This is a genomic window from Pantoea sp. WEP, from assembly GCF_041678305.1.
GTDB classification, from domain to species: domain Bacteria; phylum Pseudomonadota; class Gammaproteobacteria; order Enterobacterales; family Enterobacteriaceae; genus Pantoea; species Pantoea dispersa.
The window spans coordinates 695528-707321 of record NZ_JBGNXB010000002.1 but is presented as its reverse complement, the minus strand read 5'-3'; the positions used below and the strand labels follow the sequence as shown (position 1 = coordinate 707321).

Below are 11794 nucleotides of genomic sequence, written 5' to 3'. Positions count from 1 at the left end.
TCGCCCGCTACGCCCGTACCTGCTTCGAAGCGTTTGATGGTCTGGTGAAATACTGGCTGACCTTCAATGAGATCAATATCCTGTTGCACAGCCCGTTCTCCGGTGCCGGTCTGGTGTTCGCGCCGGATGAACATCACGAACAGGTGAAATATCAGGCAGCGCATCATGAACTGGTCGCCAGCGCGCTGGTAACCAAAATCGCCCATGAGATCAATCCGCGGAATCAGATTGGCTGCATGCTGGCCGGCGGCAACTTTTATCCGTGGTCCTGCAAGCCGGAAGATGTGTGGGCCGCGTTACAGAAAGATCGCGAGAACTTATTCTTTATCGACGTTCAGGCGCGCGGCGCTTATCCCGCTTATGCCGCCCGGGTATTCCGCGAGAAAGGCGTGGAGATTGTCATGGCGGAAGGCGATAGCGAACTGCTGCGCCATACCGTCGATTTCATCTCCTTCAGCTATTACGCCTCACGCTGCGCATCGGCAGAGATGAATGAACAGAACAGCAGCGCCGCCAACGTGGTGAAGTCACTGACCAATCCGCATCTGGCGCGCAGCGCCTGGGGCTGGGGCATTGATCCCCTTGGCCTGCGCATCACCATGAATATGATGTACGACCGCTATCAGAAGCCGCTGTTTCTGGTGGAAAACGGTCTCGGCGCGCACGATGAAATCAATGCCAGCGGGGAAATTGCAGACGATTACCGCATCAGCTACCTGCAACAGCACATTCGCGCCATGGGTGAAGCAATTGCTGACGGCGTGCCGGTGATGGGCTACACCACCTGGGGCTGCATCGATCTGGTCGCGGCGTCGACCGGTGAAATGAGTAAACGCTACGGATTTGTCTATGTCGATCGCGACGACCACGGCAACGGCACGCTCAACCGGCTGCGCAAAAAATCCTTCTGGTGGTATCAGCGGGTCATTGCCAGCAACGGCCGGGATTTGGATTTTTAATTAAAAAAATGCGGTGAATGGCGCTGAATGATTGTTCAATTCAGGGCCATTACGCCACCAAGGCAATATCCGGCGGCGCCGGGCAAATCATTTTGCGAAAAATCGCGCCGTTGCTAATTTTGCTGCGGGAATATCCGGCAGAAGTCAGCCTTAATACGCTTATTCTGCTGCGTTTTTATTCATTCCTCTTTTAACTCTCTATTTAAATCCGGTCCTGACGAATTTATTCTACCCTGCCCGATCGCGGTATCAGCGCCTGTACGGCGGTACTCTTTTGTACAGCGCGATGGTACTATTTCCCGGTTGCTGTTCAGAGATAGCGCTATGTTACAACTACAATTAAAGGTGAAGGGCGACAGCCAGCTGCTCTATTTATTGCAGGGCCTGCGCGCATTTCTTCCCGTATTTTCTCTCATTTATCTCCTCTGTTTTCCTGCTGCTCAGGCGGCAAACAGTGCGGTTCAGCGTGACGATCAGGCTAACCGCATCGTCAGCGGCATCATCAGTTTTAGCCACTGGCCACAGTTAACACAGCCGCCACAGCTGTGCGTATTCGCGTCAGCACAGCACCTTGCGCAGCCTAAGGGCCCGACGCCGTTCAGCGTGGTGTGGATTAACCAGACCAGCGAACTCAGCCGCCAGCGCTGCGATGCCATTTACTTCGGCGATCAGACGCCGCAGCAGCAAACTGAACTGCTGGCGATGCTACAGGGTAAATCCGTCCTGTCCATCGCGGAAAACAACCCGGACTGTGCGGTTGGCGCGGCCTTTTGTCTGATCTTTAACCGCGATCACACTGCATTTTCCGTCAACCTTGACTCGCTGGCGCGCAGCGGTGTCAGAGTGAGCCCGGACGTGTTGTTGCTGTCCCGCAAAGGAAGCAAATAAGATGAAGTTTGATAGCATAAAAAAAGATAAATCATCGATTCGCAATAAGTTGCGTCGTATCAGCACCGTCAATGCCGCCGTGATATTACTGCTGTGCTGGCTGCTGCTGACATCGACGTCTTTACTGTTTATTAAACGCTATGAGAAAAGAAACCTCGAACTCATTGCCGCCACACTCAGCACCAGCCTGACCGCCGCGACGGTATTTGAAGACAGCTATGATGCCCGCAACAAAATAGCCCTGCTCGGCAATGAAGGGATGTTTGCCTCCGCGAAGCTGGTCACGGCGGGCAATACCGTACTGGTGGACTGGCACGATCGCCAGCAAGAGAGCGGCTGGTATGAAACGCTACTGCGTCGCTGGATCTATCAGCAGCCGCTGGCGGTGGAAATTAATCACGCCGAAACCCAGGTCGGCCATTTAATGCTGGCCGGCACCGTCAGCGGTGCGGCCGATTTTATTCGCTATTCGGTGATGATTTTATCCATCGGTATGCTGTGCGTGCTGGTGATTTCCTGCCTGCTGAGTGAATTTCTGCATCGCGGTATTTTGCGCTCGCTGCGCAATATCACCAGCGCCATCCATTACGTGATTCGCTCTGGCGATTTCTCGACGCGCGTACCGCAAAATCCGACCAAAGAGTTTCAGCTGTTTTCTGAAGATCTCAACTCGCTGCTGAGTGAAATGCAGACGCTAAAAGCCTCGCTGCTGCGCGATAACCGTTCACTGGCGGCCAAAGCGCTGGAGGATCCGTTAACCGGACTGGCCAACCGCTCGGCGTTTGTTGGCCGCCTGTCGCAGCTGCTGGATCAGCAGCTGGCGCATGAGAATTTTGTGCTGCTGTTTCTCGACGGCGATCGCTTCAAGAGCATTAACGACAACTGGGGCCATGCCGCCGGTGATGAAGTGTTGAAGGCCATCGCGGCGCGCCTCAGCGCGCTGGCGTATCAGGACGATCTGGTGGCGCGGCTGGGCGGTGACGAGTTTGCCATGCTGATCACCAGCCGCACCTCAGAAGCCGATCTGCAGCAGCTGACGGAAGATATTCGTACCGCAATCGCGCAATCGATTGTGATTTCGGAAGGCACGCAGATCACCACATCGGTGACCATCGGCTACGCCTGGTCGCAGCATGGCGATTCGGTGGCGTCGATTCTGGAGCGCGCCGATATGCACATGTATAAAAACAAAGGAATGAGTAAGGTAAGCGTATGAAACTGAAATCATGTTTGCTGGTTATGGTGCTGGCCTGTGTCGGCTGTCAGTCAACCGGGCGTTTTAGCGACGCGCAGATTAAAGCGATGCGCGACGCCGGCTTCAGCGAAAACACCGAAGGCTGGGGACTGGGCCTGTCCGATAAAATCCTGTTTGGCATCAATGAATCTGACCTGACGCCCGCCAGCAAAGCCAGCATTGCGCAGATGGCGAAAAGCCTGGCCGCCACCGGCATTGAACATCTGCGCGTTGACGGCCACACCGATAACTACGGCAAAGCGGATTATAACCAGCAGCTGTCGCTGAAACGCGCCAACGCGGTGGCCGATCAGTGGGCCGCCGGCGCGGCGATTCCACGACAAAACATCGTGACGCGCGGGCTGGGCATGAGCGCGCCGGTCGCCAGCAATAACACTGCGCAGGGCCGGGCGCAAAATCGCCGCGTCGCCATTGTGATCACGGCGCCGTAAGCGGGTAATCAGCGCGTCTGCGCATAGTCATACAGGCGATCGCGCGCGAGGTTCTTCATTTTGACTTCGCACATGATGTCGAAGCGATCAAACGACAGTGCCCAGTCATTCAGCGTCTGGTTGAAATAGTAGTCAGAATGGGCGCGCAGCTTCGGCTTTGAGGCGGCGAGTTGCTCCTGATCGGGAAAGCCGCTCTCCGGAATCAACCCTTCCTGGGCGATCGAATAGTGCAGCACCGGCCGCACACCGCGCCACGACTCCAGAATCAGCGCCACGCGCGCATCGCTGGCCTGAATAAACTGATTCTCTTTCACCCAGTGATGGTGAATATCCAGTACCACCGGACACAGCGCACGCGCCTGCAAGACGTCATCCAGCGAGCAGGAAATTTCGTCATTTTCCACCGTCAGCATATTGCGGGCTTCCGGGCTGAGGCGCATAAACGCCGCGCGAAAACCCTCTATACCGCGTTTGCCGTTCATGTGGATGTTGATTTTGAAATCCTGAAACTGCCTGCCGTAGCCCATCAGTACCGCGCACAGCGTGTGGTACTCGACATCCTCCAGCGCCCGATCCACCACGTCATCATTATCCGAAGCCAGCACCGTATACTGGCCGGGATGGAACGACAGCCGAATGTTGTGCGCGCGGGCCAATTCACCGCAGCGGCTAAACAGCGGCTGCAGCTCGGGCAGAATATCGCCATACAGTTCAGTGGCCAGCGGCACGGTGTACAGCGGCAGCAGATCGCTGCCGATGCGCATCATGCGCAACGCATCCGGCTGCTGCGCCAGCTGTTCCAGCGTCAGAGAGAGGTTCTGCAGGTTATTTTGTGCCAGTGTCAGCAGCAGCGTGGCCGCCGCGTTACGCTCCATAGCGAGAAAGCGTGTGCGGGTGGTGGTTTTAAATGGAAATGGCTGTTTAGCCTCAGAATCAAAGTACTTACACGCAAAACCCAATTTCATTATGTTCCCCTTCAGGTCAGCTAGTGAGTCTAGCTGCCGCTGGCAATTATGCGAGGAACGCCGCGTGATTAAACGGGCAGCCGCCTTGCACGGCTGCCCGCACTGTTACACGCTCGGGTAAGTGATATTGCTGCCCGGCGCTTCACGATGCAGATGGATAAAGTTCAGGTGACGCTCGTACTGATCAAGAATGTCGATGATCACCTGCTCCTTGTTGTAGTCCATCAAATCGTTGCCCTGGCTGCCCTCTAGCAGGAAGGTTTCCAGCCGGTAATAGTGCGACTTACCGCTGCGGGCGCGATAGGTAAAGCCCGGCACCGAGTACTGCTGCGGCCACACCTGATAGACGAAATCCTGCTCCTCGCCGAGGTGCACGCGCAGATCAAGGTAGCCCAGCGGCTGGCCCTCTTCCGGCGCAACGCTCTCCAGTGATACGCGACCGCCGCGCAGCTCCAGCTCTTTGGCGACATCCTGCATTGCCGGATAGATCACGGTTTCCATCATCTGCTGGGTATAGCGCGTGCCCGGGTAGTTCATCAGGCGCGACAGCCGCTTTTTCCAGCTCAGACGGTCATTGCTCGCCGGAATATAGGGCGCGGTATCACGGCTGGCGCTGGCGCGGCGGTGATCTTCCACTTTGAGTGATTTATACAGCCCTGCCATCACAAAGAAAATTACGAAGCTGAACGGCAGGCCCATGATCACCGTGGTGTTTTGCAGCGCAGAGATGCCGTTGGTCATCAGCATGCCCATGGTCAGCACGCCAATCGCCACCGACCAGAAAATGCGCAGCCAGTTTGGCGCATCGCTGTTGATGTCTTTCAGCTTCGAGGTGAAGTTCCCCAGCACCAGCGAGCCGGAATCCGCCGAGGTAACATAAAACAGCATGCCGGTAATGGTGGCGACCGAGGCGCTGAACTTAAACGCCGGGTACTGCGCCAGCAGGCTGTAGAACCCGCGCTCGGCATGCGCCATCACTTCCTGGGCAAAACCGGCATCGCCGTGGATGATCTCGTACAGCGCCGCGTTACCGAACACCGACAGCCACAGCAGCGTGAAGGTGAACGGGATAATCAGCGTGCCGAGCACAAACTCACGGATGGTGCGGCCACGGGAAATACGGGCGAGGAACAGGCCGACAAACGGCGACCACGCCACCCACCACGCCCAGAAAAACAGCGTCCAGCTATTCATCCACTGCGTCGGACGATCAAACGCAAAGGTGTTGAGTGTCATGCCCATAAAGCGGTTGATGTAATCACCGACGTTCAGCACCAGCGCGTTGAGCAGGAAATCCGTCTTGCCCATAAACAGCACAAACAGAATCAGACCAAGCGCCAGCGCGACATTCAGCTCCGACAGGATGCGGATGCCTTTATCCACGCCCGAGGTCACCGAAATGGTGGCGATCACCACCGACAGTACAATCAACGCCATCTGCGCCGTCAGCCCTTCCGGCACATCAAATAACACTTTCAGCCCGTAGTTGAGCTGTACCACGCCGATACCCAGCGTGGTGGCGATACCAAAAATGGTACCGATCACCGCCGCGATATCCACCGTGTGGCCAATCGGGCCGTTAATGCGTTTGCCGAAGATCGGATAGAGCGCGGAGCGAATGGTGAGCGGCAGATTATAGCGGTAGCTGAAGTAGCCGAGCGCGATGCCCATCAGCGCATACATCGACCAGCCGGTCAGACCGTAGTGAAACAGCGTCCACACCATCGCCTGACGCGCCGCTTCCAGGGTCTGCCCGGCGCCTTCCGGCGGCTGCATATACTGGGTGACCGGTTCCGCCACCGAAAAGAACATCAAATCGATGCCGATGCCGGCGGCAAACAGCATCGCCGACCAGCTCAGCAGACTGAATTCGGGTTTGGACTGCTCCGGGCCCAGCTTGATGGCACCGTAGCGTGAACAGGCCATATAGATGACGAAGACGATATACAGCGTAGCGGCCAGCATGTAGTACCAGCCAAAGGTGGACGATACCCAGTTGACGGCGCTCTGGATCCAGCCGGCAGCGAGATCGCTGTACAAAATGGTGACAAGTGAAAATGTCAGAATCAGTCCGGCAGAGGTGTAAAACACCACGGGATTGATTCTGTCTTTTTCACTGGCAGGTGGATTAATCATCGGTTACCTCTGGTTAATTTCCTGTAATTATTCAATGAAGTAGCAGGGCCGTAGCGATCGGCCTTATCGGTATCGTTCTCCTGTTTCCCCTCCTGATTGTTCGGCACGGTTCAGCATTCACCATCCCGTTGCGCTTTTATAACAACCGAAGCACAGTATCCTAACAAGTTTCTTTTTTATATTGAACGTGCAATCAAAAAAAGTTTTAATAGGGTTCTTACATTGCGGTGGAGCTGGAGTCATGCCAAAGGTGGGAATGCAGCCGATACGTCGTCGGCAACTGATTGATGCGACCCTGAGTACCATTAACGAAGTCGGGATCAATGACGCGACCATTGCGCAGATTGCGCGGCGCGCCGGCGTCTCGACCGGCATCATCAGCCACTACTTCAAAGACAAAAACGGTTTGCTGGAAGCCACCATGCGCGACGTGACGCGTCAGCTGCGTGATGCGGTGGCGGCGCGACTGAAACCGCTGGCGGGAGCCGGCACCGAAGCGCGCCTGCTGGCGATTGTCGAAGGTAACTTCGACGACACCCAGGTACACAGCGCGGCGATGAAAGCGTGGCTGGACTTCTGGGCCAGCAGCATGCATCAGCCGCAGCTGGGTCGCCTGGAACGCGTCAGCAGCCGTCGCCTGTTTTCCACGCTCGCTGCCGAGTTTCGCCGCGAGCTGCCGCGTGAGCAGGCGCGGCTGGCCGCGCACGGTCTGGCCTCGCTGATTGATGGCCTGTGGCTGCGCGCCGCGCTGAGCGGCAAACCGTTTGATCTGGCGATTGCCAGAACGCTCACCACCCAATTCATTCGCCAGCAGCTGGCTGGCGCCGCGAATCACTGAGGAAGGAGCAACCATGTCCCGATTCACCGAGCAGCATTTATACATTGATGGTCAATACGTTGCCGCAGCAGCGGGCGATACATTCCAGACTATCAACCCGGCCAATGGCGAAGTGCTGGCCGAGGTCCATGAAGCCGCGCAGGCGGATGTCGATCGCGCGGTCGCCGCCGCGCAAAAAGGCCAGAAAATCTGGGCGGCCATGACGGCGATGGAGCGCTCACGCATCCTGCGCCGTGCGGTGGATATCCTGCGCGAGCGTAACGATGAGCTGGCGGCGCTGGAAACCCTCGACACCGGTAAACCGCTGAGTGAAACCCAGGCGGTGGACATTGTTACCGGTGCCGATGTGCTGGAGTACTACGCCGGACTGATTCCGGCGCTGGAAGGCCAGCAGATCCCGCTGCGTGATACCTCCTTCGTCTATACGCGCCGCGAACCGCTTGGCGTGGTCGCCGGGATTGGCGCATGGAACTATCCGATTCAGATCGCGCTGTGGAAATCTGCACCGGCGCTGGCGGCTGGTAACGCGATGATCTTTAAACCCAGCGAAGTGACGCCGCTGAGCGCGCTGAAGCTGGCAGAAATCTACAGCGAAGCCGGCGTACCGGATGGCGTGTTCAACGTGCTGAATGGGCGCGGCGCGGTGACCGGTCAGCTGCTGACCGACCATCCGGGCATCGACAAAATCTCCTTCACCGGAGGCGTGGCCAGCGGCAAAAAAGTGATGGCCAACGCGGCCGGCTCCACGCTGAAAGAGGTGACCATGGAGCTGGGCGGCAAATCGCCGCTGATCGTGTTTGACGATGCCGACCTCGATCTCGCCGCCGACATCGCCATGATGGCGAACTTCTACAGCTCCGGCCAGGTGTGCACCAACGGCACGCGCGTATTTGTTCCGACGGCGTTGCAGCAGGCGTTTGAGGCCAAAATCGCTGAACGCGTGGCGCGCATCAAAGCTGGCGATGTCAACGATCCGGCCACCAACTTCGGCCCGCTGGTCAGCTTCCCGCATCGAGACAATGTGTTGCGCTATATCGAATCCGGCATCAGCGAAGGCGCGCGCCTGCTGTGCGGCGGTAAACGTCTGAGCGGCGCGGCGTTTGATAACGGTGCCTGGGTAGAACCGACCGTGTTCACCGATTGCCGTGATGAGATGACCATCGTACGCGAAGAGATTTTCGGACCGGTGATGTCGATCCTGACCTACGACACCGAGGAAGAAGTGGTGCGCCGCGCCAATGCCACCGAATACGGCCTGGCGGCAGGTCTGGTCACCCGGGATCTGAATCGCGCGCACCGCGTCATTCACCAGATTGAAGCGGGCATTTGCTGGATCAACACCTGGGGTGAATCCGCCGCTGAAATGCCGGTGGGCGGTTACAAGCACTCCGGCATTGGCCGCGAGAACGGCCTGATGACGCTGCAGAGCTACACCCAGGTGAAGTCTGTGCAGGTCGAACTGACCCGTTTTCAGTCGGTATTTTAATCAAGCTTAACCTGAGGAGCGACTAATGGAATTTGATTACATCATTATCGGAGCCGGATCCGCAGGGAACGTTTTGGCAACAAGACTGACCGAAGACAGTAGCGTGAACGTCCTGCTGCTGGAGGCCGGCGGTCCCGATTACCGCTTTGATTTCCGCACGCAAATGCCGGCGGCGCTGGCCTGGCCGTTACAGGGCAAACGCTACAACTGGGCGTACGAAACCGAGCCTGAGCCACACATGAATAACCGCCGCATGGAGTGCGGACGCGGTAAAGGGCTGGGCGGTTCGTCGCTGATCAACGGCATGTGCTACATCCGCGGTAACGCCATGGATCTCGACAACTGGGCGCAGCAGCCGGGACTGGAAAACTGGACTTACCGCGACTGCCTGCCCTACTACCGCAAGTCGGAAACGCGCGATATCGGTGCTAATGATTATCACGGTGGCGAAGGCCCGGTGAGCATCACCACCTGTAAGCCTGGCAACAACCCGCTGTTCGCCGCGATGATTGAAGCCGGCGTGCAGGCAGGCTATCCGCGTACCGACGATCTCAACGGTTATCAGCAGGAAGGATTTGGTCCGATGGACCGTTTCGTGACGCCGCAGGGCCGCCGCTCCAGCACCGCGCGCGGTTATCTGGATACGGCAAAACAGCGTCCGAACCTGAAAATCATCACCCACGCCACCACCGATCGTATTCTGTTCGAGGGCAAACGCGCGGTCGGCGTGCAGTATCTGCACGGCGCCAGCGATACGTCGCACACCGTGCATGCGCGGCGTGAAGTGCTGCTGTGCGCCGGTGCTATCGCCTCGCCGCAGATTCTGCAGCGCTCCGGCGTTGGCGCGGCGGCATTGCTGAAGCAGCACGATATCCCGCTGGTGCATGATCTGCCGGGCGTCGGTGAAAACCTGCAGGATCATCTGGAGATGTACCTGCAGTACGAGTGCAAAGAGCCGGTATCGCTCTATCCGGCCCTGAAGTGGTGGAATCAGCCGAAAATTGGTGCCGAGTGGCTATTCAAAGGCACCGGTATCGGCGCCAGCAACCAGTTTGAAGGCGGTGGCTTTATCCGCAGCCGGGAAGAGTTTGCCTGGCCCAACATTCAGTACCACTTCCTGCCGGTGGCGATTAACTACAACGGCTCGAATGCGGTAGAAGCGCACGGTTTCCAGTGTCACGTCGGTTCGATGCGTTCGCCAAGCCGCGGTCACGTGCGCATTAAGTCGCGCGATCCGCGCCGGCATCCGGCGATTCTGTTTAACTACATGGCGCACGAGCAGGACTGGCATGAGTTCCGCGATGCCATCCGCATCACGCGGCAAATCATCAACCAGCCGGCGCTGGATAAGTATCGCGGCAAAGAGATCAGTCCGGGGCTGGAGTGCCAGAGCGACGAGCAGCTGGATGAGTTTGTGCGCAACCATGCTGAGACCGCTTACCATCCGTGCGGCACCTGTAAAATGGGCAGCGATGAGATGGCGGTTGTGGATGGCGAAGGTCGCGTACACGGCCTGCAGGGGCTGCGCGTGGTCGACGCCTCAATTATGCCGCTGATCATCACCGGTAACCTGAACGCCACCACCATCATGATTGGCGAGAAGATCGCCGACAACATTCGTGGTCGCCAGCCGCTGCCGCGCAGCGAAGCGGACTACTTCGTGGCGGGCGATCGCCCGGTGCGCGGCGAGCCGCAGCGCGCATAAAGCAGTGATGTCTCAGGGGGAGAACGTACGGTTCTCCCCTTTTTTTCGCCCTATTCTCTCTCTCCATACCTGTCTGCCACCAATGCCTGTCAGACTTTACGCCGTACGGTGCTGGCGCCCGGGTTGATGTAGCAAACTAACAGTATGTTGTAACTAGAATACCTTAGCGCCTCCGCTAAGCGCCGGGCTCGTCCAGCGCCAGCGCCTGCAAAAAGCGTTGCAGGATGGCGTTGTGACGCGGGCCCTGGCGCGTAACGAGCGCGATTTGACTGTGGTAATGGAACTGCTGCGGCGCAAGGGCGCGCATCTGCTTTTTCTCCACCCACTGCGCGGCGTAGTGGTCCGGCAGGAAACCGATATAGCGCCCGGTGAGAATGAGAAATGCGATCCCTTCGCGATCGGAAGCAGTGGCGCTACAGTTCAGCTGCTGGTGCAGCGCAATCGCCTCCGCCGGCATGCGAAACAGCGGCGCTATCGCATCGCAGGCCGCCAGCGCGTGGTGTTCCGGCCGCTCCGCCTGGTTAAACAGCGGGTGCGCGTGGCTGCAATAGAGCTGCGCATGTTCATCATACAGCTGTGCGTACGCCAGCCCGGAGACCGGCGCCGCCATCGGCAGCGCGCCTACGTGCAGGCGTCCTTCCAGCAGACCTCGCTCGATATCCGCCGCGGTTAACATACTGATGTTGATACGGATCCCTGCCCCGCTCTCCCGCAGCGCCGCCAGTGCATGGGTGAGACGCATGCGCGGCTGCGTCACCAGATTATTGATGATGCCGATGTTGAACTCTCCGCGCAGCTGCTGATGCATCTGGTTCACCTGCTGGCGAAAATCTTCCACCGCCGCCATCATGGTCTCGCTGTGTCGTAAAATTTCACGCCCTTCCTCAGTGAGCGCAAACCCGGCGCGACCGCGCTGGCACAGGCGCATGCCCAGCCGTTTTTCCAGATCGCTCATATGCAGGCTGATGGCCGAGCGCGTAATGCCAAGCAGGCTTTCGGCGGCGGAAAAGCTGCCGCACTCGCTGACGGTTTTGAAAACGCGCAGCAGTCTGAGGTCGAAGTCGGTCACCTGGGCCAGCGTTTTCTTTTTCATTCAGGTGAGTAAATCCATAAGTGAAGACAAGTTAATTA

Annotated in this window: 11 protein-coding genes; 8 read left to right on the top strand and 3 right to left on the bottom strand. The window is 57.9% G+C overall.

All coding sequences use genetic code 11. From position 1 onward, the window contains the following. The 5 genes from ascB to ABVR31_RS22580 all read left to right on the top strand — a co-directional run. On the top strand, positions 1 to 959 hold a 959-nt coding region (ascB, locus tag ABVR31_RS22600), incomplete at its 5' end, for a 6-phospho-beta-glucosidase (RefSeq protein WP_372774720.1). Between the two features lie 17 nt (positions 960 to 976). Continuing rightward, positions 977 to 1153: a hypothetical protein gene (locus ABVR31_RS22595; RefSeq protein WP_372774718.1), complete on the top strand. Its 177-nt coding sequence runs from the start codon at positions 977 to 979 to the stop codon at positions 1151 to 1153. 130 nt (positions 1154 to 1283) lie between these two features. After that, positions 1284 to 1847, top strand: coding sequence for a YfiR family protein (locus tag ABVR31_RS22590; protein ID WP_058770540.1), 564 nt, complete (start codon positions 1284 to 1286; stop codon positions 1845 to 1847). A 1-nt stretch (position 1848) separates the two neighbouring features. Beyond that, positions 1849 to 3063 carry a diguanylate cyclase domain-containing protein gene (locus ABVR31_RS22585; protein ID WP_372774716.1) on the top strand — a complete coding sequence of 405 codons (1215 nt, stop codon included), beginning with the start codon at positions 1849 to 1851 and terminating at the stop codon, positions 3061 to 3063. After that, positions 3060 to 3533: an OmpA family protein gene (locus ABVR31_RS22580; RefSeq protein ID WP_150059070.1), complete on the top strand. Its 474-nt coding sequence runs from the start codon at positions 3060 to 3062 to the stop codon at positions 3531 to 3533. The genes ABVR31_RS22585 and ABVR31_RS22580 overlap by 4 nt, the downstream gene beginning before the upstream one ends. 8 nt (positions 3534 to 3541) lie before the next feature. On the opposite strand, the gene ABVR31_RS22575 is transcribed toward ABVR31_RS22580, so the two are convergent. Both ABVR31_RS22575 and ABVR31_RS22570 read right to left on the bottom strand, forming a co-directional pair. Then, the gene (locus ABVR31_RS22575; protein ID WP_058758822.1) at positions 3542 to 4498 is read right to left on the bottom strand and encodes a UV damage endonuclease UvsE; all 957 of its coding nucleotides are present in this window, start codon (positions 4496 to 4498) and stop codon (positions 3542 to 3544) included. A gap of 105 nt (positions 4499 to 4603) precedes the next feature. Next, complete coding sequence (locus ABVR31_RS22570) at positions 4604 to 6634, bottom strand: choline transporter (RefSeq protein ID WP_021509525.1); 2031 nt, start codon at positions 6632 to 6634, stop codon at positions 4604 to 4606. 241 nt (positions 6635 to 6875) lie between these two features. Between ABVR31_RS22570 and betI the strand changes: the two genes are divergently transcribed. The 3 genes from betI to betA are packed head-to-tail and all read left to right on the top strand — an operon-like array spanning position 6876 to position 10663. Beyond that, positions 6876 to 7472 carry a transcriptional regulator BetI gene (gene betI, locus ABVR31_RS22565; RefSeq protein WP_058758824.1) on the top strand — a complete coding sequence of 199 codons (597 nt, stop codon included), beginning with the start codon at positions 6876 to 6878 and terminating at the stop codon, positions 7470 to 7472. Between the two features lie 13 nt (positions 7473 to 7485). Next, positions 7486 to 8958, top strand: coding sequence for a betaine-aldehyde dehydrogenase (betB, locus tag ABVR31_RS22560; RefSeq protein WP_127834840.1), 1473 nt, complete (start codon positions 7486 to 7488; stop codon positions 8956 to 8958). A 25-nt stretch (positions 8959 to 8983) separates the two neighbouring features. Further along, the gene (gene betA / locus ABVR31_RS22555) at positions 8984 to 10663 is read left to right on the top strand and encodes a choline dehydrogenase (RefSeq protein ID WP_058770535.1); all 1680 of its coding nucleotides are present in this window, start codon (positions 8984 to 8986) and stop codon (positions 10661 to 10663) included. Between the two features lie 175 nt (positions 10664 to 10838). Here betA and ABVR31_RS22550 read toward each other — a convergent pair whose 3' ends face one another. After that, on the bottom strand, positions 10839 to 11756 hold the full coding sequence (locus tag ABVR31_RS22550) for a LysR family transcriptional regulator (RefSeq protein WP_264444535.1): 918 nt from the start codon (positions 11754 to 11756) through the stop codon (positions 10839 to 10841). Positions 11757 to 11794 lie beyond the last annotated feature (38 nt).

Excerpts from the sequence above, each read along its gene's own strand:
- ABVR31_RS22595 (WP_372774718.1), top strand. The coding sequence starts at position 977 with ATGGCGCTGAATGATTGTTCAATTCAGGGCCATTACGCCACCAAGGCA.
- ABVR31_RS22590 (WP_058770540.1), top strand. The coding sequence starts at position 1,284 with ATGTTACAACTACAATTAAAGGTGAAGGGCGACAGCCAGCTGCTCTAT.
- ABVR31_RS22585 (WP_372774716.1), top strand. The coding sequence starts at position 1,849 with ATGAAGTTTGATAGCATAAAAAAAGATAAATCATCGATTCGCAATAAG.
- ABVR31_RS22580 (WP_150059070.1), top strand. The coding sequence starts at position 3,060 with ATGAAACTGAAATCATGTTTGCTGGTTATGGTGCTGGCCTGTGTCGGC.
- ABVR31_RS22575 (WP_058758822.1), bottom strand. The coding sequence starts at position 4,498 with ATGAAATTGGGTTTTGCGTGTAAGTACTTTGATTCTGAGGCTAAACAG.
- ABVR31_RS22570 (WP_021509525.1), bottom strand. The coding sequence starts at position 6,634 with ATGATTAATCCACCTGCCAGTGAAAAAGACAGAATCAATCCCGTGGTG.
- betI (WP_058758824.1), top strand. The coding sequence starts at position 6,876 with ATGCCAAAGGTGGGAATGCAGCCGATACGTCGTCGGCAACTGATTGAT.
- betB (WP_127834840.1), top strand. The coding sequence starts at position 7,486 with ATGTCCCGATTCACCGAGCAGCATTTATACATTGATGGTCAATACGTT.
- betA (WP_058770535.1), top strand. The coding sequence starts at position 8,984 with ATGGAATTTGATTACATCATTATCGGAGCCGGATCCGCAGGGAACGTT.
- ABVR31_RS22550 (WP_264444535.1), bottom strand. The coding sequence starts at position 11,756 with ATGAAAAAGAAAACGCTGGCCCAGGTGACCGACTTCGACCTCAGACTG.